The organism is Mycobacterium sp. PS03-16 (genome assembly GCF_004570325.1).
Classification (GTDB): Bacteria; Actinomycetota; Actinomycetes; order Mycobacteriales; family Mycobacteriaceae; genus Mycobacterium.
The window spans coordinates 91521-117467 of the sequence record NZ_SPQO01000017.1; the positions used below are offsets into that span (position 1 = coordinate 91521).

At 69.7% G+C, this 25947-nt stretch carries 18 protein-coding genes and 1 riboswitch; of the genes, 15 read left to right on the forward strand and 3 right to left on the reverse strand.

The genetic code is table 11. The annotated features are described in order from the left end of the window. Positions 1-1614 carry an FAD-dependent monooxygenase gene (locus E4P42_RS15945; RefSeq protein ID WP_135127047.1) on the reverse strand — a complete coding sequence of 538 codons (1614 nt, stop codon included), beginning with the start codon at positions 1612-1614 and terminating at the stop codon, positions 1-3. A 96-nt stretch (positions 1615-1710) separates the two neighbouring features. On the opposite strand from E4P42_RS15945, the gene E4P42_RS27195 reads away from it, so the two are divergent. From E4P42_RS27195 to gcvP, 13 genes are all read left to right on the forward strand, one after another. Next, a complete protein-coding gene (locus tag E4P42_RS27195) occupies positions 1711-2547 on the forward strand; it encodes a GNAT family N-acetyltransferase (protein WP_135127048.1) in 837 nt (278 codons plus the stop codon). Positions 2548-2551: 4 nt separating this feature from the next. Next, positions 2552-4888, forward strand: a complete 2337-nt coding sequence (gene secA2 / locus E4P42_RS15955; protein ID WP_135127049.1) for an accessory Sec system translocase SecA2 — start codon at positions 2552-2554, stop codon at positions 4886-4888. Between the two features lie 10 nt (positions 4889-4898). Further along, entirely contained in the window at positions 4899-5504 is a 606-nt protein-coding gene (locus E4P42_RS15960; protein ID WP_135127050.1) for a CDP-alcohol phosphatidyltransferase family protein, read from the forward strand. Then, entirely contained in the window at positions 5497-6435 is a 939-nt protein-coding gene (locus tag E4P42_RS15965; protein WP_135127051.1) for a DUF881 domain-containing protein, read from the forward strand. The genes E4P42_RS15960 and E4P42_RS15965 overlap by 8 nt, the downstream gene beginning before the upstream one ends. A gap of 10 nt (positions 6436-6445) precedes the next feature. Continuing rightward, entirely contained in the window at positions 6446-6778 is a 333-nt protein-coding gene (locus tag E4P42_RS15970) for a small basic family protein (protein WP_135127052.1), read from the forward strand. Positions 6779-6849: 71 nt separating this feature from the next. After that, on the forward strand, positions 6850-7611 hold the full coding sequence (locus E4P42_RS15975; protein ID WP_135127071.1) for a DUF881 domain-containing protein: 762 nt from the start codon (positions 6850-6852) through the stop codon (positions 7609-7611). Between the two features lie 51 nt (positions 7612-7662). Then, entirely contained in the window at positions 7663-8058 is a 396-nt protein-coding gene (gcvH, locus tag E4P42_RS15980; protein ID WP_135127053.1) for a glycine cleavage system protein GcvH, read from the forward strand. 170 nt (positions 8059-8228) lie between these two features. Further along, complete coding sequence (garA, locus tag E4P42_RS15985; protein WP_135127054.1) at positions 8229-8708, forward strand: glycogen accumulation regulator GarA; 480 nt, start codon at positions 8229-8231, stop codon at positions 8706-8708. Between the two features lie 30 nt (positions 8709-8738). Next, entirely contained in the window at positions 8739-9473 is a 735-nt protein-coding gene (locus tag E4P42_RS15990) for a MerR family transcriptional regulator (protein ID WP_135127055.1), read from the forward strand. A 105-nt stretch (positions 9474-9578) separates the two neighbouring features. Beyond that, positions 9579-10073, forward strand: a complete 495-nt coding sequence (locus E4P42_RS15995) for a bifunctional nuclease family protein (RefSeq protein WP_135127056.1) — start codon at positions 9579-9581, stop codon at positions 10071-10073. A gap of 255 nt (positions 10074-10328) precedes the next feature. Continuing rightward, entirely contained in the window at positions 10329-10952 is a 624-nt protein-coding gene (locus E4P42_RS16000) for a MerR family transcriptional regulator (protein ID WP_135127057.1), read from the forward strand. A 104-nt stretch (positions 10953-11056) separates the two neighbouring features. After that, positions 11057-13432, forward strand: a complete 2376-nt coding sequence (locus tag E4P42_RS16005; protein WP_135127058.1) for a glycoside hydrolase family 3 C-terminal domain-containing protein — start codon at positions 11057-11059, stop codon at positions 13430-13432. Positions 13433-13470: 38 nt separating this feature from the next. Continuing rightward, a riboswitch (glycine riboswitch) is annotated at positions 13471-13569 on the forward strand. Positions 13570-13729: 160 nt separating this feature from the next. Next, positions 13730-16576 (forward strand): aminomethyl-transferring glycine dehydrogenase, encoded by a 2847-nt coding sequence (gcvP, locus tag E4P42_RS16010; RefSeq protein ID WP_135127059.1) that lies wholly within the window; start codon positions 13730-13732, stop codon positions 16574-16576. A 39-nt stretch (positions 16577-16615) separates the two neighbouring features. On the opposite strand, the gene E4P42_RS16015 is transcribed toward gcvP, so the two are convergent. Together E4P42_RS16015 and E4P42_RS16020 are read right to left on the reverse strand one after the other, a co-directional pair. Continuing rightward, complete coding sequence (locus E4P42_RS16015; RefSeq protein WP_245234050.1) at positions 16616-17014, reverse strand: hypothetical protein; 399 nt, start codon at positions 17012-17014, stop codon at positions 16616-16618. Next, entirely contained in the window at positions 17011-17757 is a 747-nt protein-coding gene (locus tag E4P42_RS16020; protein ID WP_135127060.1) for a thioesterase II family protein, read from the reverse strand. The genes E4P42_RS16015 and E4P42_RS16020 overlap by 4 nt, the downstream gene beginning before the upstream one ends. A 1583-nt stretch (positions 17758-19340) precedes the next feature. Here E4P42_RS16020 and E4P42_RS16025 point away from each other — a divergent pair. Together E4P42_RS16025 and E4P42_RS16030 are read left to right on the forward strand one after the other, a co-directional pair. After that, entirely contained in the window at positions 19341-21080 is a 1740-nt protein-coding gene (locus E4P42_RS16025; RefSeq protein ID WP_135127061.1) for an AMP-binding protein, read from the forward strand. Continuing rightward, positions 21077-25816, forward strand: coding sequence for a type I polyketide synthase (locus tag E4P42_RS16030; protein ID WP_135127062.1), 4740 nt, complete (start codon positions 21077-21079; stop codon positions 25814-25816). The genes E4P42_RS16025 and E4P42_RS16030 overlap by 4 nt, the downstream gene beginning before the upstream one ends. The last annotated feature ends 131 nt before the right edge of the window (positions 25817-25947 follow it).

Genomic DNA, 25947 nt, shown 5'->3' on the forward strand with positions numbered 1-25947 from the left:
TCAGGCGAAGGTGGTGCGCAGGTAACCCGCGAGCGCCTCGGTGTCCAGGCGGTGCGCGGCGAAGCCGAGGTAGCCGTCGGGCCGGATCACGAACACCGAGGTGCCCGCGGTGGAGTAGCTGCGCGCGAAGCCGCCGTCGTCGTCGCGCAGCAGCGGCAGCACGGTGGTGTCCACATCGGCGCTCGGTGCCGCGATCACATAGACGTCGAGGCGGCCGTGCGCGGTCCGCACCGCCGCCTCGGCGGCCGCCTCGAACCGCGCGACGTCCTCGGCGCCGGCGTCACCGTCGGCGTAGAACAGCGCCGTGTGCTCGCGGCCGAGCAGCGAGAACAACCGCAGCGGGCCGCTGACGGCGGCGCGCGTCAACCCCGCCGCGTCCGGTGCCCGTCCGCCCGGCAGCGGTTCGGGCACCGGGCCGGCCGATGCGACGATCGGGCTGTCGGCGTAGCTGATCAGCAGCTGGGCCTCGCGGAGCAGGACGTGGGTCAGGTCCGTGGAGTCGGCGCCGATGCCCTGGCGGGCGCTGCGCACGGTCCGGCCCACCACCTCTTCGCCGACCGGCCTCCGCTCGGCGTCGTAGCTGTCGAGCAGCGTGGGCGCGGCGTCGCCCGCCACCGCGAGCGCCAGCTTCCACGCCAGGTTGTGCGCGTCCTGGATCCCGGTGTTCATCCCCTGAGCGCCGGTCGGCGGGTGGATGTGGGCGGCGTCGCCCGCAACGAACACCCGGCCGCGCCCGTAGGAGTCGACGATGCGGTGGCTGATCCTGAACACCGACGACCAGCGCAGGTTGCGCGCGGTGGTCGGTTCGGGGGACAGCCGGTCGAGCACCGCCTGAATGTGCGACAGCTCCGGCGCCCGGGACCCTTCGAAGCCGTGGGCGACGCCGCCGTGGGAATCGGTGGCCAGCTCGTCGGGTACGAGCATGGACATCCGGTACCGGTTGCGGCCGGGCAGGGGGATGCACACCAGCAGATCGTCGGTCTTGCCGTCGGTCTGGTGCATCGACCGGATCGCATAGCCGCGCGGCTGCGACCAGTCGACCTCGACGTCGCCGAGCATGTACTGCTCCTCGAACGCGGCGCCCTCGAAGGTCAGCCCGAGCGTCTTGCGCACCACGCTGTGGGCACCGTCGGCGCCGATCAGGTAGAGCGCCCGCACGGTCTGCGGCCCGTCGCCGGTGTCGACGGTCGCGGTGACCCCGTCGGCGTCCTGGGCGAACCCGGTGAGCCGCTCACCGCGCCGGACCATGACGCCGCGCAGCGCGAGCTCGTCGCGCAGGATGCGCTCGGTGGCGTACTGCGGGATGCACAGCGAGCCGAACGGCACGGCGGCCGGCAGTGCCAGGTCCAGCCGCGTCACCGCCTCGCCGTTGACGTAGACGCACTGCCCGCGCATCTCGATGCCGGCGTCGAGGACTGGGCGCAGCACCCCCATGTTCTCGAACACCTCGAGCGTGCGTGCCTGCACGCCAACGGCTTTGGCGTACTGCGGGGGTTCGTGCAGTGGGTCGATGACCCGGCAGCCGACGCCGCGCCTGGTCAGTTCGATGGCGGCGGTCAGCCCGACTGGGCCGGCGCCTGCGATGAGGACCTCGGTGTCAACGGTGTCGGCCACGCGATGAGTATGGCGGGGCCGGTCGACGCGTGTCGCGGCTTTCAAGATCGCGAAAAGTCGTGGACCGGACGGCGCGACGCTGGCCATGCTGGAGTCATGCGGCTGCGCACCCACCCCGACGTCGGCGAGTTCATCTCGTCGGCGGCCGGTTGGTACCGGCGCAGACCCGTCGTGCACACCGTCGAGTTGACGCTTCTGCGCGAAGGTGTGCCCGGTGACGATCAGCCGCTGTTGCTGACCGTTTGGGAGGGCGACGACCTGATCGGTGCGGCGATGCAGACACCGCCGCTGCCGATGCTGTGCGGTGGGCTGTCGGTCGCACCCCTTCCGGAGGTCGCGGGCGCGATCGCCACCGAGTCGACGATTCCCGGCGTGCGCGGCCCCCGCGAGGTCGCCGAGCCGTTCGCGCGGGCGTGGCGCGACGCCACGGGTGCGGCGGTGACGACGGGCGACACCGAGCGGCTGTACCGGCTCGCGACGCTCACCCCGCCGGCCGGCGTGCCCGGCGGGCCGCGGCTGGCCGGGCCTGCGGACACCCCGGTGCTGGTCCACTACCGGTGTGAATTCGCGGCCGAGGCGTTCGGCCACGTGCCGGACCGGCGGCGCGCCGAGGACTCGCTCGCGGTGGCCGACCGGGCGGGCAACGTCCACCTGCTGTGGACGGCCCACGGCGCGCCGGTGAGTATGGCCGGGGTGCGGGCACCCGCCGCGGGGGTGTCCCGCATCGGCCCGGTGTACACCCCGCCGGAGGTCCGCGGCCGCGGCTATGGCGCGGCCGTCACCGCGGCCGCGTGCCGGTGGGCGCTGGCCGCCGGCGCCGAGCAGGTGGTGTTGTTCGCCGACCTGGCCAACCCGACGAGCAACGGGGTCTACCAGCGGCTCGGATTCGTGCCGGTGGGTGATTCGGTCTCCATCGACTTCCGCGTACCGTAAACGTGTGCCCAAGACGACGACACGCACTTCCGGCCGCCTGAGCGGCAAGTTCTGGAAGCTCCTCGGTGCGAGCACGGAGAAGAACCAGGGCCGGTCACTGGCGCAGGTCAAGGGGTCGGCGGACTTCGCCGCCAAGGCCGCCGACCTCGACGACGAGCAGTTGCGCAAGGCCGCGGAACTGCTGCGGCTCGAGGACCTGTCGGAGTCCACCGACATCCCGCAGTTCCTCGCGATCGCGCGGGAGGCGGCCGAGCGCGCGACCGCGCTGCGTCCGTTCGACGTCCAGCTGCTCGGCGCACTGCGGATGCTGGCCGGCGACGTCGTCGAGATGGCCACCGGAGAGGGCAAGACGCTGTCGGGCGCGATCGCCGCCGCCGGGTACGCGCTGGGCGGGCGCCGCGTGCACGTCATCACCATCAACGACTACCTGGCCCGTCGCGACGCCGAATGGATGGGCCCGCTGCTCGAGGCGCTCGGGCTGCGCGTCGGCTGGATCACCGCGGACTCCACCGCCGAGCAACGCCGCGAGGCTTACACCTGCGATGTGACGTACGCGTCGGTCAACGAGATCGGGTTCGACGTGCTGCGCGATCAGCTCGTCACCGACGTGGCGGACCTGGTGTCGCCCAACCCCGACGTCGCGCTGATCGACGAGGCCGATTCTGTGCTGGTCGACGAGGCGCTGGTGCCGCTCGTGCTGGCCGGCACCAGCCACCGCGAGACGCCGCGCGTCGAGCTGATCCGCATGGTGGGGGAACTGACCGCCGGCAAGGACTACGACACCGACACCGACAGCCGCAACGTGCACCTCACCGACGAGGGCGCGCGCAAGCTCGAGGCCAAGCTCGGTGGCATCGATCTGTACTCCGAGGAGCACGTCGCCACCACTCTCACCGAGGTCAACGTCGCCCTGCACGCCCACGTGCTGCTGCAGCGCGACGTGCACTACATCGTCCGTGACGACGCCGTGCACCTGATCAACGCCTCCCGCGGCCGGATCGCCCAGCTGCAGCGCTGGCCGGACGGGCTGCAGGCCGCGGTGGAGGCCAAGGAGGGCATCGCCACCACCGAAACCGGTGAGGTGCTCGACACCATCACCGTGCAGGCGCTGATCAACCGGTACCCGACGGTGTGCGGAATGACCGGCACCGCGCTGGCCGCCGGTGAACAGCTGCGCCAGTTCTACAAACTCGGGGTGTCGCCGATCGAGCCGAACAAACCCAACGTCCGCGAGGACGAGACCGACCGGGTGTACGTCACGACGGCGGCCAAGATCGACGCGATCGTCGAACACATCGAGGAGATCCACGCGACCGGTCAGCCCGTCCTGGTCGGCACCCGCGACGTCGCCGAATCCGAAGAGCTGCACGAGAAACTGGTCAAACACGGCATTCCCGCAGTGGTGCTCAACGCCAAGAACGACGCGGAGGAGGCCCGGGTCATCGCCGAGGCGGGCAAGCTCGGCGCAGTCACCGTCTCCACGCAGATGGCCGGCCGCGGCACCGACATCCGGCTGGGCGGCTCCGACGTCGACGACCAGGACGCCGAACACCAGCGGGTCGCCGAGTTGGGCGGGCTGCACGTGGTGGGCACCGGCAGGCACACCACCGAACGACTGGACAACCAGCTGCGCGGCCGGGCCGGGCGACAGGGCGACCCGGGGTCGTCGGTGTTCTTCTCCAGCTGGGAGGACGACCTCGTGCTCGCCCACCTCGAATCGAACAAGCTGCCCATGCAGACCGACGAGAACGGCAGGGTGCTGACCGACAAGGCCGCGGCGCTGCTCGACCACGCCCAGCGTGTCGCCGAGGGCCGGCTGCTCGACGTGCACGCCAACACCTGGCGCTACAACCAGCTGACCGCCCAGCAGCGCGCGATCATCGTCGACCGCAGGAACACCCTGCTGCGCACCGCCACCGCGCGTGAGGAACTCGCCGAGCTCGCGCCGAAGCGCTACGCCGAACTGTCCGAGGAGCTCTCCGAGGAGAAGCTCGAGCAGATCTGCCGGCGGATCATGCTCTACCACCTCGACCGGGGCTGGTGTGAGCACCTGGCGTACCTGGCCGACATCCGCGAGAGCATCCACCTGCGTGCGCTGGGTCGGCAGAACCCGCTCGACGAGTTCCATCGGATGGCCGTCGACGCGTTCGCCTCGTTGGCCGCCGACGCCATCGAGGCGGCGCAGCAGACCTTCGAGACGGCCCCGTCGATCGAGGACGAGCCGGGGGTGGACCTGTCGAAGCTGGCCCGTCCGACGTCGACGTGGACCTACATGGTGCACGACAACCCGCTGGCCGACGACACGATGGCGGCGCTGAGCCTGCCCGGGGTGTTCCGCTAGGTTTAGCCGCATGGACCAGGCGTCGGGGCCCACCGCCCGCGACCGGGTGCTGACAGTGCCCAACGTGCTGTCGGTGCTGCGCCTGGCGCTGGTCCCGGTGTTCCTCTGGCTGCTGTTCGGCATCCACGCCAACGCGTGGGCCGTCGGCGTGCTGATGTTCAGCGGGTTTTCCGACTGGGCGGACGGCAAGATCGCCCGGCTGGTCGCCAACCAGTCCTCGCGGCTGGGGGAGTTGCTCGACCCGCTGGTCGACCGCATCTACATGGTGACGGTCCCGATCGCGCTGGCCGTGCACGGCAGCGTGCCCTGGTGGTTCGTGGTGACGCTGTTCGCCCGCGACGCCGTGCTGGCCGCGACGCTGCCGCTGCTGCGCAGCCGCGGCCTGGCCGCGCTGCCGGTGACCTACCTCGGCAAGGCGGCGACGTTCGCGTTGATGTCCGGCTTCCCGCTGGTGTTGCTCGGGCAGTGGGACGCGCTCTGGAGCCGGGTGGTGCTGGCGTGCGGTTGGGGATTCCTGGGGTGGGGTCTGGCGCTCTACCTGTGGTCCGGGGTGCTCTACCTGATTCAGGTCGACATGGTCCGGCGGCGCCTGCCGAAGGTGCCGCGCCATGGCTGACAGTCGCGCGACGCCGTCACCGTCAGGGGACCGCGCGCTGGGCGGGTTCGATCCCGAAGCCGGTCTGCGCCACCACGATGCGGGCGCCCCGAAGAAGATCCCGGTGCCGTCGCTGCTGCGCTCGCTGCTGTCCGATCACCTCGATCCGGGCTACGCCGCGGCCGCCGAGGCCCGCCGCGGCGGCGCCCGGCGCCGTCGGGCGGCCGACTGGGGATGGCAGGTGGCTGCGGCGCTGACCGTCGCGACCGTGTTCACCGTCGCCGCCGCCCAGGCCCGGATCGCCGCGCCGGAGAACCGGGAGGCCCAGCAGGTGCTGGCGGGCAGTGTGCGGGCCGCCGAGGCCGCCGACGACGACCTCGCCGAGCGGCGCAGTGCGCTGGCCGCGCAGGTGACCACCGAGCGTCGTACCCGTCTGGAAGGTGACGCGCTGGGCCGTCGGCTGCTGGCCGACCTCGACACCGCCGATGTCGCGGCCGCCGCGACGCCGGTGATCGGGCCGGGGCTGACGATCACCGTGACCGACCCCGGTATGTCCAAGGACCTGTCGGACGTCTCCAAGCAGCGGGTGGCGGGAAGTGCGCAGGTGATCCTCGACCGCGATCTGCAGCTGGTGGTCAACTCGCTGTGGGTCAGCGGTGCGGAGGCGATCGCGGTGGACGGGGTGCGGGTGGGGCCCAACGTGACGATCCGGCAGGCCGGTGGGGGCATCCTCGTCGACAATCAACCGGTGACCAGTCCCTACGAACTGCAGGCGGTCGGCCCGCCGAAGGCGATGGCCGACGGCTTCGACCGCAGTGCGGGCCTGCAGCGGCTGCGGCTGCTCGAAGCCTCCTACGGCGTCGGGGTCACGGTGAGCGCCGCCGAGGCGCTGACCCTGCCCGCCGGCTCGGTGCGTGAGGTCAATTTCGCCACGCAGATCGGATCCAGATGATCGGACTGTCATGATCGGAATCGCCGCGCTCGTCGTCGGCATCGTGTTGGGGCTGGTGTTCCGCCCGAGTGTGCCGGATTTCGTCGAGCCCTACCTGCCCATCGCGGTGGTGGCGGCGCTGGACGCCGTGTTCGGCGGTCTGCGCGCCTACCTCGAGCGCATCTTTGACGCCAAGGTGTTCGTGGTCTCGTTCGTCTTCAACGTGCTGGTCGCGGCGCTCATCGTCTACGTCGGCGATCAGCTCGGCGTGGGCACGCAGCTGTCGACCGCGATCATCGTGGTCCTCGGTATCCGCATCTTCGGCAACGCCGCCGCGCTGCGGCGCCGGCTGTTCGGGGCCTGACCGTGACGACCCCCTCGGACCCCGGCGCGGGGCACGGCAGGCACGAGAGCCACGAGCACGGCCGCCACGAGATGCCGCCGCGCGCGGCCGGGTTGCGCCCGGCGGCGCTGACCGGGCGGCTGCGGGGTGGTCGCACCCAGCTGGCGTTCGGTGCGCTGGCGATGCTGCTGTGTGTCCTGCTCGGTGTCGCGATCGTCACCCAGGTGCGGCAGAACGAGTCGGGGGACTCGCTGGAGACGGCGCGGCCCGCCGACCTGCTGGTGCTGCTGGACTCGCTGCAACAGCGCGAGGCCGCGCTCAACAGCGAGGTCGCCGAGTTGCAGCGGACGCTGGACGAGCTCGCGGCGTCGGGCAGCAGCGATCAGGCCGCGATCGAGAACGCCCGGTCCCGCCTGGCGGCGCTGTCGATCCTGATCGGCACCGTCGCCGCAACCGGTCCGGGTGTGATCCTGACCATCACCGACACCACTCCGGGCGTGCCCGCCGAGACCATGCTCGACGTGATCAACGAGCTGCGGGCGGCCGGCGCGGAGGCCATCGAGATCCAGGGCGGGTCGGGCGCCCAGCGGGCCGCGGTGCGCGTCGGGGTGGATACCTGGGTGGTCGGCGCGCCCGGTGCGCTGGTCGTGGACAGCGTCACCCTCAACCCGCCGTATACCGTTGCCGCGATTGGCGATCCGCCGACGCTGGCGGCGGCGATGAACATTCCGGGCGGCGCGATGGACAGCATCGAGCGGGTCGGCGGGTCCATGGCCATCCAGCAGTCCGAGCGGGTCGACGTGACCGCCTTGCGGCAACCGAAAGACCGCCAATACGCTCAGCCAGTGAAGTAGCACGCCGGCCATCCGGCCGTGCGCATGCCGTCGACTGCGTAGAGGAGCCCCGTGAGCGACATCCCAGCCGAGCTGTACTACACCGAGGAACACGAGTGGGTGCTGCGCACGGGTGACGACACCGTCCGGGTCGGGATCACCGACTACGCGCAGGCGGCGCTCGGCGACGTGGTGTTCGTCCAGCTGCCCGACGTCGGCGCCGAGGTGGCCTCCGGCGATTCGTTCGGCGAGGTGGAGTCCACCAAATCGGTGTCCGACCTGTACGCGCCGGTCAGCGCGAAAGTGCTTGCCGTCAACGCGAATCTGGAGGGCAGCCCGGACCTGGTCAACTCCGACCCCTACGGCGAGGGCTGGCTGGTCGACCTGCAGCTCGACGCCGATGACATGGAGGCCGCGCTGGGCGGCCTGCTCGACGCCGACGCCTACCGTGCCGTGGTGACCGAGTGAGGTGTTGTTAGGGTTTGCAGACCGGGCCGGGCAGTCGGACCGGCGGTGACATGAACCGAGGCGGATCCGGCGGTGGTGGACACAATGGTGTCCGCTGCGCGGTACGGTCGACGTGACACGTTGAACGAGTACCGGCCGGAGAGCGCCAAGCAGCCAGTGAGGAGCAGCGGGTGACGGAACAGGACAAGAACTCTGGGGCAGACCAGACGTCTGAAGAAGTCACCGTCGAGACCACTTCGGTCTTCCGCGCCGACTTCCTCAACGAACTGGACGCCCCGGCGGCGGCCGGCACCGAGAGCGCGGTCTCGGGTGTGGAAGGCCTGCCGGTGGGTTCGGCGTTGCTCGTCGTCAAACGCGGGCCCAACGCAGGTTCCCGGTTCCTGCTCGACCAGCCGACGACGTCGGCCGGTCGCCATCCGGACAGCGACATCTTCCTCGACGACGTCACGGTGAGTCGTCGGCACGCCGAGTTCCGTCTCGAGAGCGGCGAGTTCCAGGTCGTCGACGTCGGCAGCCTCAACGGCACCTACGTCAACCGGGAACCGGTCGATTCCGCGGTGCTGGCCAACGGCGACGAGGTGCAGATCGGCAAGTTCCGCCTGGTCTTCCTGACCGGCCCCTCGTCCGGCGACAGCGGCTCGAGCAGCTAGACGCCCGATGACCCCCCGCGCGAGGAGGAGATGAGCCAGCCCGACCAGCCCGCACTGACCGGGATGTCGATCGGCGCGGTGCTCGATCTGCTGCGGCCGGACTTCCCGGACGTGACGATCTCCAAGATCCGGTTCCTGGAGGCCGAAGGGCTCGTCACCCCGGAGCGCACGGCCTCGGGTTATCGGCGGTTCACCGCCTACGACTGCGCGCGGCTGCGTTTCATCCTGACCGCGCAGCGCGATCAGTACCTGCCGTTGAAGGTGATCAAGGCACAGCTGGACGCCCAACCCGACGGTGCGCTGCCGGAGCCGAAGGTGGTGTACTCCGTGCCGCGGCTGGTCCCGGTGGGCGACCCCGGCGACGCCGCGAGGGTGGCCGCCGTCGCACCCACCCAGGTGCGGCTGTCCCGCGAGGATCTGCTGGAGAAGTCGGGCATCGGCGAGGATCTGCTGGGCGCGCTGGTCAAGGCCGGCGTGATCACCACCGGTGTCGGCGGTTTCTTCGATGAGCACTCCGTGGTGATCGCTCAGTGCGCCCGTGCGCTGACCGACTACGGTGTGGAGCCGCGGCACCTGCGCGCATTCCGTTCGGCGGCCGACCGGCAGTCCGACCTGATCGCCCAGATCGCCGGACCGGTCGGCAAAGCCGGTACCACCGGCGCCCGGGACCGGGCGGACGACCTGGCCCGCGAGGTGGCGGCGCTGGCGATCACGCTGCACACGTCATTGATCAAATCGGCCGTACGCGACGTACTGGATCGCTGAGGATTAGACTCGGATTCGACGGCTTGTTCGTCGCGTCAGGTCCACGATCTAGAGGCGCAAGCACCGAAGGACGACAAGCACACTGGTGCGAAAGGGCAGACACAGATGGCTGAGGTTCGTGTGGTCGGCATTCGCGTGGAGCAGCCCCAGAACCAGCCGGTGCTGCTGCTGCGCGAGTCCAACGGGGACCGTTATCTGCCGATCTGGATCGGGCAGTCCGAGGCGGCCGCCATCGCGCTCGAACAGCAGGGTGTCGAGCCGGCGCGGCCGCTCACCCACGACCTGATCCGCGACGTCATCGCCGCCCTCGGCCATTCGCTGCGGGAGGTGCGCATCGTCGACCTGCAGGAGGGCACCTTCTACGCCGACCTGATCTTCGACCGCGACATCAAGGTCTCGGCGCGGCCGTCGGACTCGGTGGCGATCGCGCTGCGCGTCGGCGTCCCGATCTATGTCGAGGAGGCCGTCCTGGCCGAGGCCGGGCTGCTGATTCCCGACGAGAGCGACGAGGAGTCGGGGGGCGCGGTTCGCGAGGACGAGGTCGAGAAGTTCAAGGAGTTCCTCGACAGCGTGTCACCCGATGACTTCAAGGCCACCTGAGCGCGTCGGCGCACACCGGGCATCCCGGCGAGGTGTTGGTCACGGATGCGTCTCAACTGGGCGGCACGACGCCGACACGCGGTGTGAGTGTCTGCCAACCGCGATTCCGGCGGCCATACTTTGGGGGCGACGAGCAGTCAGGACCGGAGTGAAAAGCGTATGCTCGAACGCATTCGGGCTTGCGGGTAACGGCACCGAACTGCACGTCGCGGCAGGGTGGTAGTGGGCGAGTTCGAACGGCGAGAGGATTCGATAGTGGGCGACACGCCTCGGCAGGGAGAGCTGGATCTGTCGACCGATAACGCTCCGGCGGAGTCGGTCACCCGGGCGACCAGCGAACCCGTGCAGGCGGGGCTGTTCCCCGATGACTCCGTCCCCGACGAACTGGTCGGCTACCGCGGGCCCAGCGCCTGCCAGATCGCCGGCATCACCTACCGGCAGCTCGACTACTGGGCACGCACCTCGCTGGTGGTCCCCTCCATCCGCGGCGCGGCGGGCTCGGGCAGTCAGCGGCTGTACTCGTTCAAGGACATCCTCGTCCTCAAGATCGTCAAGCGGTTGCTCGACACCGGCATCTCGCTGCACAACATCCGGGTGGCCGTCGATCATCTGCGCCAGCGCGGCGTCAGCGACCTGGCCAACATCACGCTCTTCTCCGACGGCACCACGGTCTACGAGTGCACGTCCGCCGAGGAGGTGGTCGACCTCCTGCAGGGGGGACAGGGCGTGTTCGGTATCGCGGTCTCCGGCGCGATGCGCGAGTTGACCGGCGCCATCGCCGACTTCCCGGGTGAGCGGGCTGACGGTGGCGAGTCCATCGCGGCGCCCGAGGACGAACTGGCGTCGCGGCGCAAGCACCGCGACCGCAAGATCGGCTGAGCCCGAAATCTCTTGTCAGCGTTCATATTTGCGCTGACCGAACGAAACCCTGCCCCAGTCAAGGGTTTTGGCTGCCGGTGACCTCGGCCACGTACGGTTGACCCATGGATTCAGCCGATCTGAGCCTCGACGAGCAGGTGTCGCTGCTGTCGGGCGCCACCGCCTTCCGGACGCGGGCCCTTCCCAGCCACGGGGTCGGTTCGCTGCTGATGGCCGACGGGCCGCACGGTCTGCGGGTTCCGGCAGGCGACGGCGACCACCTCGGCGTCGGCGGGAGCCGGCCGGCCACCTGTTTCCCACCGGCGGTCACGCTGGCCGGTAGCTGGGATGACGATCTGGCCCGTGAGGTCGGTGTCGCGATCGGCGTGGAAGCGCGGGCCCTCGGCGTGGACGTCGTGCTGGGGCCGGGCCTCAACATCAAGCGCCACCCGTTCTGCGGACGCAACTTCGAGTACTTCTCCGAAGATCCCGTGCTGTCCGGCCGCATGGCCGCCGCGGTGGTCGACGGCATCCAGCGCACCGGCACCGGGGCCTGCCTGAAGCACTATGCGGTCAACAACCAGGAGGGTCACCGCTTCGTGGTGGACGCCGTGGTCGACGAACGCACCCTTCGCGAGCTCTACCTGGCCGGATTCGAGTACGCCGTGCGCGCGAGCCGCCCCTGGACGGTGATGGCCGCCTACAACCGCGTCAACGGCGTCTACGCCACCGAGCATCGCGTGCTGCTCACCGACATTCTGCGCACCGAATGGGGTTTCGACGGGCTGGTGATGTCGGACTGGGGTGCGGTGAGCGACCGGGTGCGGTCGCTGGCGGCCGGTCTGGATCTGGAGATGCCCGGCAGTGCCGGCCTGTTCGACGGTGAGGTGCGCGACGCGGTGCGTTCCGGGCGGCTGCCGGCCGCGGCGGTGGCAGCCGCTGCGCGGCGCGTCGCCGATCTGGCCGCGCGTGCCCCTCGCACTGCTCAGGGCAGCATTCCGGTCGAGGAGCACGACGCCTTGGCCGCCCGGGTGGCCGCGGAGTCCACGGTGCTGCTGCGCAACGACGGCACGCTGCCGCTGACCGGCACCGAACGCGTCGCGCTGATCGGTGCGTTCGCCGAGAAGCCGCGTTATCAGGGCAGCGGTAGTTCCCTGGTCACGCCCACCCGCGTGACGTCTGCGCTGGCCGCACTGCGTGAGCGCGGTGCCGACGTGGTGTATGCGCCCGGCTACGACGCCGAGCGGTCGGAACCGGATGGGGCGCTGATCGAGCAGGCCGTCGCCGTCGCCCGCGACGCCCAGGTCGCGGTGGTGATGGTCGGGCTGCCCGCGGTGCACGAGAGTGAGGGATTCGACCGGACCACACTGGCCCTGCCGGAGCAGCACGACGCGCTGGTGGCCGCGGTGTGCGCGGCGAATCCGCGCACCGTGGTGGTGCTGTCCAACGGGGCGCCGGTGCTGATGCCGTGGCATGGTGACGCCGCCGCGATCGTCGAGTCCTACCTCGGCGGGCAGGCCGGCGGCGCGGGCCTGGTGGCAGCGCTCCATGACGACATCGCGCCGGGCGGGCGGCTCGCCGAGTCCTTCCCGGCCGCGCAGCGCGACGTCGCCGCCGACCGCTGGTTCCCCGGCGTGTCACGACAGGTGACCTATCGGGAGGGCCTGTTCGTCGGGTATCGCCACCACGTCAGCAGCGGGGTGGCGCCGCTGTTCCCGTTCGGGCACGGATTGAGCTACACCGAGTTCGCGTGGACCGACGCCGCGGTCGACCGCGGCCGGGTGGCGCCGGGTGAGGGCGTCACGGTCACGGTCCGGGTCACCAACGTCGGCGCCCGCGCCGGATCCGACGTCGTGCAGATCTACCTCGCCGACCGGACGGGTGTGGTGCTGCGCCCCGAGCGTGCGCTGGCCGGATACGCCAAGGTGCGGCTGGCGCCGGGGGAGACGCGGGATGTCGCGGTCGCGGTCGCGCCGCGCGCGTTCGAGTACTACGACGTCGACGCGGCCGGTTGGCGCGCCCCGCGCGGGCGGTACGAGCTGTTGGTCGCACGGTCCAGCGCCGACGTCGTGCACCGGCTGGACGTGGAGGTGACCGGCGGCGTGACGCGGGCGGCGGAACCCGCGGACACTCCCGCCGTCGCGGCCGCCGACCGCGACTTCGTCCGACGGCTGGGCCACCCGCTGCCGCCCGTGCTCCCGGCGCGTCCGTTCACCCGTGACTCCACGCTCGGCGAGTTCTCGGCGACCTGGGCGGGCCGGGCCCTGATGTGGGTGATCACCACCGGTGCCCTGCGCAGTCGGGCGACCGGCGCGGATCCGGCCGTCCGCCGGATGGTGGAGCGCTCGATCGCCGAGATTCCGTTGCGGTCGGTGGCGATCTTCTCGCGTGGCGTGCTGCGGCTGCCGGTGGTCGATGCCGTCGTGGCCCTGGGCAACCGCGATCGGGCTGCGCTCGCCGCGCTGGTCAGGCGGTCGGTGCGGCGGGTGACGTCGCGGTGAACGCGGCCGGCCCCGACCGGCTAGACTGGGCGGCGCATCGCCCGTGTGCGGGAGAGTTCCGTGACAGCCAGTCCCGGACGCCGAAGGAGCAACACCTCTCCGTCAACCTCTCAGGCACCCAGGACCGTCCACGGCCCCGATGCCTCTGGAAAGCGGTGGACGTTGCCCGTCCGCCCGCCCATGGGGAAAGGCGTGCCGGGCTCCGACGCCCCCGCTGAATCTCTCAGGCGCCCGGTGCGGGTCGACGACAGAGGGAGAGGAACCGACTGCGGTTCTGCCCCCGGAGGAGACCCACCCGTGCTCGACGCCCATCAACCTCGTTTCGCCGACCGGCACATCGGACCGGACGCCGACGCCGTCGGCACCATGCTCGACACGATCGGCGTCTCCTCGCTCGACGACCTGGCCGTCAAGGCGCTGCCCGCCGGCATCCTCGACACGCTGTCGTCCGACGGCGTCGCCCCGGGGCTGGAGGTCCTGCCCGCGCCCGCGTCGGAGACCGAGGCGCTGGCCGAGCTGCGGGCGCTCGCAGACTCCAACACCGTCGCGGTGTCGATGATCGGGCAGGGGTACTTCGACACGCTGACCCCGCCGGTGCTCAAGCGCAACATCCTGGAGAACCCGTCCTGGTACACGGCGTACACGCCGTACCAGCCGGAGATCAGCCAGGGCCGGCTCGAGGCGCTGCTGAACTTCCAGACCATGGTGTGCGACCTCACCGGGCTCGAGGTCGCCGGCGCGTCGATGCTCGACGAGGCGACCGCCGCGGCCGAGGCGATGACGCTCATGCAGCGCGCGGTGCGCAGCAAGTCGACCCGACTGGCCGTGGACGCCGACGTGTACCCGCAGACCGCCGCCGTACTGGCCACCCGGGCGCGGCCGCTGGGCATCGAGATCGTCACCGCCGACCTGCGCAACGGCCTGCCCGAGGGTGACTTCTTCGGCGTCGTGGTGCAGCTGCCCGGTGCCTCGGGTGCGCTGGTCGACTGGGCGCCGCTGATCACCGAAGCCCATGAGCGCGGCGCACTCGTCGCCGTCGGGGCCGATCTGCTGGCGATGACGCTCGTCACCCCGCCCGGTGAACTCGGCGCCGACGTCGCGTTCGGCACCACGCAGCGGTTCGGGGTGCCGATGGGGTTCGGCGGACCGCACGCCGGTTACCTCGCGGTGCCGGCCAAGCACGCGCGGCAGCTGCCGGGACGCCTCGTCGGGGTGTCGGTCGACGCCGACGGTGCGCCGGCCTACCGGCTCGCGTTGCAGACCCGCGAGCAGCACATCCGCCGCGACAAAGCCACCAGCAACATCTGCACCGCCCAGGTGCTGCTCGCGGTCATGGCCGCGATGTACGCGAGTTATCACGGCGCCGAGGGACTGACCGCGATCGCCCGGCGTGTGCACGGGCACGCCCGTGCCGTGGCGACCGGGCTGGCCGAGGCGGGCGTGGAAGTGGTGCACGACGCCTTCTTCGACACCGTGCTGGCGCGGGTGCCGGGCCGGGCCGCCGAGGTCCGCGAGGCCGCGAAGGCTCGCGGCATCAACATCTGGCAGGTCGACGCCGACCACGTGTCGGTGGCGGCCGATGAGGCCACCACGGCCGGCCACGTCGCCGACGTGCTGGCCGCGTTCGGGGCCGACCGCGGCGGCCGGCCGTTCACCGGTCCCGAAATCGCTACCCGCACATCGGGTTTCCTCACCCACCCGGCGTTCACGCGGTACCGCACCGAGACCGAGATGATGCGGTATCTGCGCTCGCTGGCCGATAAGGACATCGCGCTGGACCGCAGCATGATCCCGCTCGGGTCGTGCACGATGAAGCTGAACGCCGCCGCGGAGATGGAGCCGATCACCTGGTCGGAGTTCGCGCGTCAGCACCCGTTCGCGCCGCAGTCCGACAACCCGGGGTTGCGTCGGATGATCGCCGACCTGCAGAGCTGGCTGACCGGCATCACCGGCTACGACGAGATCTCGTTGCAGCCCAACGCCGGATCGCAGGGGGAGTACGCCGGCCTGCTGGCCATCAAGGCCTTCCACGAGGCCAACGGCGCACCGGACCGCGACGTGTGCCTGATCCCGTCGAGCGCGCACGGCACCAACGCCGCGTCGGCGGCGCTGGCGGGGATGCGGGTCGTGGTGGTCGGTTGCCGCGCCAACGGTGACGTCGATCTCGACGACCTGCGGGCCAAGGTCACCGAGCACGCCGAGCGCCTGGCCGCGTTGATGATCACCTACCCGTCCACCCACGGTGTCTACGAGCACGACGTCGCCGACATCTGTGCAGCCGTGCACGACGCGGGCGGGCAGGTGTACGTCGACGGCGCCAACCTCAACGCGCTGGTCGGACTGGCGCGGCCGGGCCGGTTCGGGGGCGACGTCAGCCATCTCAACCTGCACAAGACGTTCTGCATCCCGCACGGTGGCGGTGGCCCCGGCGTCGGTCCGGTCGCGGTGCGGGCGCATCTGGCGCCGTACCTGCCCGGCCACCCGCTGGCCGACGAGCTCGGCGATGATCTGACCGTGTCGGCCGCCCCGTACGGGTCGGCCTCGATCCTGCCGATCACCTGGATGTACATCCGCATGATGGGCGCGCCGGGGCTCCGGGCGGCAACGCTCACCGCGATCGCCTCGGCCAACTACGTCGCCCGCCGACTCGACGAGTACTACCCCGTGCTCTACACCGGCGAGAACGGGATGGTCGCGCACGAGTGCATCCTCGACCTGCGCCCGATCACCAAGCAGACCGGCGTCACCGTCGACGATGTGGCGAAACGTCTGGCGGACTTCGGGTTCCACGCACCGACGATGAGCTTCCCGGTGGCCGGGACGCTGATGGTGGAGCCGACGGAAAGCGAGTCGCTGGCCGAGGTCGACGCGTTCTGCGCGGCGATGATCGCGATCCGCGCCGAGATCGATCAGGTGGGGTCGGGGGCGTGGCCCGTCGAGGACAACCCGCTGCGCAATGCGCCGCACACCGCGGAGTGCCTGCTGGTCGACGAGTGGACGCACCCCTACACCCGCGCGCAGGCGGCGTATCCGCTGGGCAAGGCGTTCCGGCCGAAGGTGTGGCCGCCGGTGCGGCGCATCGACGGCGCGTACGGGGACCGCAACCTGATGTGCTCCTGCCCGCCGCTCGAGGCTTTCGCGTGAGCGGACGCCACCGGCCTGAGCGTTCGCGTGAGCGGACGCTCAGAGTGGTGGCGAATCCGGACGCGGCCGAGGTGGCGTGACCGTGCGCCGTGCGCGGCGCGCGGTCTGCTCAGGCAGGCCCGTCAGCGTCGATGGCCCCGCCATCGATCGGCCTAAAGGGTGGCGTTCCTCTTCCACATAGTCGGCCACCTCGCTCACTTCAATACGCCCGTATCGCACGAGCAGGTCGACGGGGTTGAGACCGAGGTTGCGCGCCGCGGTCAGGAGTGTGTCCGTAGTGGTCAGCGCGCCTCTGGCCTGCCGGTCGTAGTACGTCGAGCGGGACATCTCGACCGCGGCGAGGACCTCATCGAGCGTCAGTTTGCGGCCGGTGAGGTAGGACAGCACGAGGCCGAGATCCTTGTCGGCGTCAGCACCGGTGGGCATCGCCGAGTTCACGATGTCCGCGTCTCTGACAGCACCGCCATGCGTTTCTCGATGTCGGCGACCAGGTCGGCACTGTCCTCGGTGACATAGAAGTGCCCGCCGGGGACGGTGCGCAGCGCGAAACCGGCGGTGGTGAACTGGCTCCACGCCGCGATGCTGTCGTAGGCGACCGCGGTGTCCTCGGCGGCCGCATAGGCATAGATGGGGCAGGACACCGTGGTGCCTTCGGGGCAGCTGTAGCTCGTGATGGCGCCATAGTTCCGCAGGGTCTTGAGGACCGTGGATCCGAACGCGCCGCCGAGGAAGTTCGTGTCGGTGCCCGCCATCGCGGCGACCATGCCGAGCAGTTCGTCGTCTGAGCCCTGATGGAGGTATTCGTAGCCGCCGTGTCCGGGGGCCGGTGAGGCCGAGACGAACAGCGCGGCAAGCGGTTTCCCATCTCGCTCGAGGCGGTGCGCGATGTCGAACGCGATGAGCCCGCCCATGCTGTGGCCGAAGAAGCACACATCGGTGTCGGGGATGTTGGGTTGCAGCATCGCGTAGATCTCGTCACTGAGCTCGGAGATGCTGCTGAGCTCGGTGACGTCGTGCCGACCCACCCGGCCCGGGTACTGGACGGCGACGCGCTTCGTCGCGGTCCGAAACGATCTGGAGAACCGCACGTAGTCACGTGCGGAGCCGCCGGCGTGCGGGAAGATGAACAACGTCCCGTTGTCCGGCGCACCCGCGCTGTGCGGTGCCTTGGCATTGGTCATTCGTCCCCCTGATCCTGCGCACGCCCCGGGATGAGCCGTGGGCGCATCGCGTCGCCGCGGCGTCGCGGTCGACGACCAGATCATCGCCTACGCGACCGTAAAAGTGCAGTACATCGGTGGTTTTGTCGCGAAGTCTCCGACAAGCTCCGGCGTTTCCGGGGGCTGCGGCGCGTTGCTGGCGGCAGCCCACACCGCTCGCCCGGGGATCCAGAAAAGATTCCGGGAGTCCGGATGTTTAGCAATCGTGCGAACGGGTAAGGCCCCTCCGAGCGAGGGGCGAGTGTGCGATTGTGACCCTCGCCATAACAGCGTGTGCGGCGACTGACATGGGTGCATGCGCGTCAATTATGCGACGCCGTGCATCCAGGCGGCCCTCGCGGCGATTCTTGCCCGTGGCAAGCATTCGATGCGGCGAACCCGACTGGACCGTGCGGCGGCTGTCTGACCAATCACGTTGTGCGGCAATCCGTTTGTTCGATTCGGTCATGGCCGGAGTGGCCGTTCGAGCATCTGGGCGAAAACCGTAAAGACGCAAGCCATGGTGCCGATTGCAAGGATTCTCACGTACTGAAATGTGATGAATGTTGGCAATTCGTTCTATTGAGCAATTTGTGAACCGGAATTCTTTGGTGCTATTCACGGCTGGCGATTGGAATTGTGTGAGCCCGTGCAGTGCCGATATGCCGATGCGGCCGCGGCGGGCGGTCGTCGTCGCACGGGTACTTCCGGCTGACGCGTCGCTGGGCTTAGCTGATACCTGAGCCAATTCAAAGAACTTCGTTGCCATAGTAGCTCCCTTTGCAACGAGTTACCCACGATCGCGTCGCCCGGGGTAGGGCGGGGGGACACGAACGAGACCCGCGAGCAGATGCCCTCGCAGCGGAAGTGATCACGAATACACGTGTGAAACTCTCAGCATCGGCCTCGATACTCTCAGCCTCGAGCGCTCGGAAGCCGGCGAGGACTGACCACGGCCACGTCCGCCGAGTTTACGATTCAGCTCCTCAATTACGGGTCTGAACTGCAGATATGGGCGGACGCACCCGGCTTGTCGGTCGGCCCGCACTGAGCGCGGGCCGCGCCGTGGCGTTCTCAGTAGCAAGGCGATCAGTTGGCGATGCTGAGAGGGGAGTGTGCGTTCCACCTCCTGGGTCGGGGTCGGCGGGCGGCGCGGCTCGCGGGAGGCGACGGTCGGCCGGTTCGGGACGTCGATCGCCTGACTGGAAGCGTTGCTGAATTGCGGGCGGGCTGACGCGGCTCGATTTGCTTGACGACTGTCAAACCGGCTGGTAGCGGCGTCGAGCGCAAAGCGCTTAGCTCGACGACATTTTTCGTTGGTAAGCACTCGCGTTGAAATCGTAATTAAACCGTTCGAACCTCGGAATTCCCGTTGTACGGTATGGCTCTCGGCGAGCGGTGAGGGGACGCGAGCGCACAGCAATTCGTCGGGAGGGAATGCAGGGGGATCCGTGACACGGAAATGTCAGCACCACGCGCGTGGCCGGACCACGCCCGCCGGAACCGCCTCCTGCGTGACAGTGCGCGTCCTCTGAGCTCCGATTGATCGAAAGATGGGTACGAACATGAGCACATCGTCTCTTCCCGGCCTGCTCGAGGAACGAGCCCGCCGGCAGCCCGACGACACGGCTTACGTCTTCCTCGATTACGAGGTCGACCCCGCCGGTTTCGTCGAAAGCCTCACGTGGTCACAGCTGCACAACCGGGCGCTGGTGCTGGCCGAGGAACTGGCGATCTACGGCGCCTGCGGTGACCGGGCGGCGATCATCGCCCCTCAGGGCCTCGATTACATCGTCGCCTTCTTCGGCGCACTGGAGGCCGGCCTGATCGCGGCGCCGTTGTCGGTGCCGCACTTCGGCGTTCACGACGAGCGCATCTCAAGCGTGCTCAAGGACTGCGCGCCGTCGGTGATCCTCACGACGTCCTCGGTTTCCGCCGAGGTCGCCCGCTACGCCGAGGGTGCGGGCCGGCGCGCACCGGCGGTGGTCGAGGTGGACTCCCTCGACCTCGATGCGCCCGCCCTTCCGAGGCAGCGCAACCGGTATCCGCGCATCGCGTATCTGCAGTACACGTCCGGGTCCACGCGGGTGCCCGCCGGTGTCGTCGTCACCCACGAGAACGTGCTGGTCAACGTCGATCAGGCCTTCCGGGACTACTTCGGCTGCAGCGGATCCACGCCGCCCGGGATGTCGTTCGTCTCGTGGCTGCCGTTCTACCACGACATGGGATTGATCAAGGGGGTGTGCGCCCCGCTGGTCAGCGGTCGGCGCGCCGTGCTGATGAGCCCGATGGCGTTCCTGCAGCGCCCGGCCCGCTGGATGCAGCAGCTCGCGGCCAATCCCGGAGCGTTCTCCGCCGCACCGAATTTCGCCTTCGAACTCGCCGCCCGCCGGACCACCGACGAGGACATGGCGGGTCTGGACCTCGGCGGCGTGCTCGGCATCTGCAGCGGTAGCGAGCGCGTCCACGCCGCGACCGTCCGGAGGTTCACCGAACGGTTCGCGCCGTTCGAGTTGAGCCCGGCTGCCGTCAAACCGTCGTACGGGTTGGCCGAGGCGACGGTGTACGTCGCAACCACCCAACGGGGCGCGGCGCCCAACATCGTGCGGTTCGACTACGAGAAGCTCTCGAGCGGTCACGCGATGCCGTGCGAGAGCGCCGCGGCCGGGGGCACCGACCTCCTCGGCCACGGCACGTCACGGTCGACGGTGATGCGCATCGTGGACCCGGAGACCTGCACCGAGAATTCCGCGGGCAAGGTGGGCGAGATCTGGGTCAACGGCCGCAACGTGGCGCAGGGGTACTGGCAGCGCCCGGAGGAGACCGAACGTGTCTTCGGCGGGCGGCTGAGCAATCCGTCCGCGGGCACTCCGACCGGTCCCTGGCTGCGCACCGGAGATCTCGGCGTGATCTCCGACGGTGAGCTGTTCATCATCGGCCGCATCAAGGATCTGCTGATCGTCGACGGATCGAACCACTATCCGGACGACATCGAGGCCACGGTCCAGGAGATCAGCAACGGGCGCGTGGCGGCGATCTCCGTACCGGGCGACGGCGCAGAACACCTGGTCACCATCGTGGAGGTCAAAGAACGCGGGACCGCCGAGGAGCGGGACGAGCGGCTGCGCACCCTCAAGCGACAGATCACCGCGGCCATTTCGACCACGCACCGCGTCCGTGTCGCGGATCTGGTGTTCGTCGGTCCCGGCTCCATCCCGATCACCACCAGTGGCAAGATCCGCCGCTCGACGTGTGTGGAGCGCTACCGGCTGGACGACTTCGACCGGTTGGATCGCCGGGCATGAGTGCTCCGGCGATCGACGAGGCGAGCCTGCGGGACTGGCTGATCGAGTACCTGGTCGGCAACGTCGGATGCGAACGCGCGGAGATCGATCTCGACGCCTCCATGTCCGCGCTGGGCGTCAGCTCCCGCGATGCCGTGGTGCTGTCCGGCGAACTCGCCGAACTGCTGGGCCGTCCGGTTTCTCCGGTCGACTTCTGGCAGCATCCGACGGTCAACGACCTCGTCGAGTTCCTCAGCGCCCCGGCGCCGCACGCGGGCGAGGAACACCACGCCGGAGCTCATTCCTTCTCGGCCAACGAGCCCGTCGCGGTCGTTGGACTGGGATGCCGTCTGCCGGGCGGGATCTCGGGACCCGACGCCCTGTGGGACTTTCTGATCGACGGTGGCTGCGCGGTCGGTGAGGTGCCCCCGGAGCGGTGGGAGCCGTTTGACGACGGAACACCGGAGATCAGATCCGCGCTCGAGCACACCACGCGGTACGGGTCCTTTCTCGACGACATCGACGCCTTCGACGCGGACTTCTTCGACATCTCGCTGCGTGAGGCGGCGAAGATGGACCCCCAGCAGCGCCTGCTGCTGGAGGTGACCTGCGAGGCGCTCGAACACGCAGGCATCCCCGCGGCGTCACTGCGTCGCACCCAGACCGGTGTCTTCGCCGGCGCCTGCTTCAGCGAGTACGGCTACCTCGGATCGACGGATCTGCCGCATGTCGACGCATGGAGCAACACGGGGGGCGCGCTGAGCATCATCGCCAACCGGCTGTCGTACTTCCTCGACCTGCGCGGCCCGTCGCTGACCGTCGACACTGCCTGCTCGTCGTCGCTGGTCGCGCTGCACCTGGCCTGCCAGAGCCTGCGCACGGGCGATAGCGACCTGGCCCTGGCGGCCGGGGTCAATCTGCTGCTCTCCCCGGCGGTGTTCCACGGGTTCGACCAGGCGGGCGCATTGTCGCCGACCGGGCTGTGCCATGCGTTCGACGCCGCCGCAGATGGTTTCGTCCGCGGCGAGGGTTGCGGGGTGGTGGTGCTCAAGCGGTTGCGCGACGCACTGCACGACGGTGACCGCGTGCTGGCCGTCGTCCGTGGCTCGGCGGTCAACCAGGACGGCCGGTCCAACGGGCTGATGGCGCCCAATCCCGCCGCGCAGATGGCCGTCCTGCGGGCTGCCTGCGACAACGCCGGACTCAGCCCCCGAGACATCGACTACGTGGAGGCGCACGGCACCGGAACGTTCCTCGGGGATCCGATCGAGGCCCGGGCGCTGGGCACCGTCCTGGGCCGTGGACGCGCCGACGACGCCCCGTTGCTGGTGGGTGCGGTGAAGTCGAACCTCGGCCACCTGGAGGCCGCCGCGGGCATCGCCGGGTTCATCAAGGCCGTGATGGCGGTGCAGCGCGGACGCATCCCGGCCAACGTGGGCTACCACGAACCCAACCCGCACATCCCGTTCGATCAGCTCCGCCTGAAAGTCGTCGCAGAGCACCAGGATTGGCCTGCCGCCGGCCATGCCCGCCGGGCCGGGGTGTCGTCGTTCGGGTTCGGCGGCACCAATGCACACGTGGTGATCGAGCAGGCGCCGGACGTGGTTGCGGTGGAGTCCGTGGTCGATCCGGCCGTGTGCACATTGGTGGTGTCGGGCAAGTCGGAGGAGCGGATCGCGGCGACCGCGTCGGTGTTGGCGGACTGGATGGCCGGAGTCGGTGCCGGTGTCGGGTTGGCCGAAGTCGCGCACACGCTCAATCACCATCGGTCGAGCCATGGCCGGTTCGCGACGGTGTGTGCGCGGGATCGGGCTGCTGCGGTGGCGGGGTTGCGGGCGTTGTCGGTGGGTCATCACGCGGCGGGTGTGGTGGGTGCGCATGAGGGTGTGTGTGGGTCGGGGACGGTGTTCGTGTTCTCGGGTCAGGGGTCGCAGTGGGCGGGGATGGGTCGGCGGTTGTTGGCCGAGGAGCCGGCGTTCGCGGCGGCGGTTGATGAGTTGGAGCCGGTGTTCGTCGAGCAGGTGGGTTTCTCGTTGCGGCAGGTGATCGCCGAGGCGGAGCCGGTGGCTGGGGATGCGCGGGTGCAGCCGGTGGTGATGGGGTTGCAGTTGGCGTTGACCGCGTTGTGGCGCTCTCATGGGGTGGTTCCGGATGCGGTGATCGGGCATTCGATGGGTGAGGTGACCGCGGCGGTGGTGTCTGGTGCTCTGTCGGTGCGTGAGGGGTTGCGGGTGATCGCCACCCGTTCTCAGCTGATGTCACGGCTGGCCGGCCAGGGCGCGGTGGCGCTGTTGACTCTCGACGCCTCCGCCGCCCGGGCGGTGATCGCCGATCACGCGGGTGTGGAAGTGGCCGGTTTTGTGTCGCCGTCGCAGACGGTGGTGGCGGGGCCGCCGGTGGCGGTGGATGCGGTGATCGCGGCGGTCACCGAGTCGGGCCGGTTCGCGCGTCGGGTGAACATGGAGGTCGCCTCGCATACGGCGTTGATGGATCCGATCCTCGACGAACTCCGTGTCGCGTTGGCTGATCTGGTGCCGCAGACGCCGGCGGTTCCGTTCTTGTCGACGGTTGATGACACCACCACGATGCCGTTGTTGGATGCGAATTACTGGGTGGCCAATGTGCGCCGGCCGGTGCGCCTGCACCAGGCCGTCAGCGCCGCGGCGGCCGACGGGCACACCCTGTTCGTCGAGGTGAGCCCGCACCCGGTTTTGGTCCACGCCATCGGCGATACTCTCGGCGATCATCATCACCATGCGGTGGGCACGTTGGCTCGTGACACCGACGACACCCTGACCTTCCACACCAACCTCAACACCACCCACACCACCCATCCGCCGCAGACGCCGCACCCGCCGGAGCCGCATCCGCAGTTGCCCACCACCCCCTGGCACCACACCCGTCATTGGATCGAGTTTGCGCCGCGGTCTGCGGCGCAGATCGCGACGCATCGTGACTCGGCCGCCCAGGCCGGTGGCGTAATCCCGGCCGAATGGAACTGCGAACTCACCTGGATGCCGTCCACGACGGGCGATCCAGTGGCCGATCTCGACGCCAGCTGGCTGGTCATCGGCGACACCGGCCTGGCCGCCCAGATCATGCGGGGGGTACCGGCGGGTTCGGTCGTGGCGGTGAGCGAGGACGCCGATCCGGCCGAGGTGTCGGCGGCGGTGGCAGAGGCCGACATCGTGGTGTACGCGCCCGCGCAGGACCAGGGCGCCGACGCACACCGGCTGTTCTCTGTTGCCCGGAAACTCATCGTGGCGATGCTGGCGACGGTGGCGCCGCCGAAGCTGTTCCTGGTGACGCGCAACGCGCAGCCGGTCGCGGCGGGGGACCGGGCCAACCCGGCGCACGCGGTGCTGTGGGGGCTGGGCCGCACCCTGGCACTCGAGCAGCCCGAGATCTGGGGCGGGCTGGTCGACGTGGACGCCTCGGCCCCCGCGCGGCAGACCGCCCACTACCTGTTGAGCGAGGTGGCGGCGACCGACGGGGAGGACCAGATCGTCTACCGCGCCGGTACGCGCCACGTGGCGCGTCTGCGTCGCCGCCCGCAGCCGCTCGCCGCCGGGGACGGTCTCGACGCGGATGCGGCGCATCTGGTGGTCGGCGCGACCGGCAACATCGGGCCGCATCTGGTGCAGCAGTTGGCCGATATGGGCGCCAGGACCGTGGTCGCGGTGTCCCGTCATCCGGGCGCGCGCCTCGACGCGTTGACCGCGACGCTGGCCGAACGTGGTGTCACCGTGGTCACCGTTGCCGCCGATGCGGCCGACCGGGTCGCGATGGGCGCGCTGTTCGACCGGTTCGGTGAGGATCTGCCGCCGCTGGGTGGGATCTACCTCGCCGCCTTCGGTGGCGGTCCGGTGATGCTGACCGAGATGACCGACGACGACGTCACCACCATGTTCCGGCCGAAGATCGACGCCGCCATTGTGCTGCACGAACTGTCGATGGATCAGCCGGTGCGGCAATTCGTCCTGTTCTCGTCGATCTCGGGTGTCCTGGGATCGCGGTGGTTGGCACACTATGCCGCGACCACCACGTTCCTCGACACCCTCGCCTACGCCCGCCGTGCCGCCGGGCTACCGGCCACTGCCATCAACTGGGGTCTGTGGAAATCGCTGTCAGACAACCAGGATTCGGCCGAGCGTCAGATCACTCTCGGCTCCGGCCTCGAGCCGATGCCCGATGAGGTCGCGATCCAGGCGCTGTGGTCGGTCACCGGTCCCGCCGCGCCCACCCGCGCCACCGTCGTCGCCGCCGACTGGACCCGGCTGGGCACCGCCTACCGCACCCGCACCGCCCTGCACATCATCGACGACCTCGTCGCGGCCGAAGGCGCGGACGACAGCGATGACGATCCCGAGTCGGGCACCACAGAGTTCCGGCAGGCCTTGAGCGCCTGTGAGCCGGAGGGGCGCCTGGCCCTGCTGGCCGACCATGTGACCGCACTCGTCGCCTCGGCGATGGGACTTGCATCGCCGGCGATGATCGATCCCGTTGTCGGCTTCTTCAAGATCGGGATGGACTCGCTGATGAGTGTGACGCTCCAGCGTTCACTCAGCGAGAGCCTGGGCCAGGTCATGCCGACGTCGGTGGTCTTCGACTATCCGAGTGTCGAGGCGCTCGTGAGCTATCTGGCGGACATCCTGCCCGAGCTGGCCGAGGCGGCCGACGCCGAGGATGACGCCGACGATTACGACGACCTATCGGAAGCCGAGTTGCTGCAGCAACTCTCGGAGAGATTGAGCTGAACCCCATGACTGCTGTGTCGTCGGATCGTCGTGCGATCATCACGGACGCGTTGCGCAGGATTGATGAGTTGACTGCGCGGTTGGCGGTGGCTGAGCAGGGTCAGTTCGAGCCGATTGCGGTGGTGGGTGTC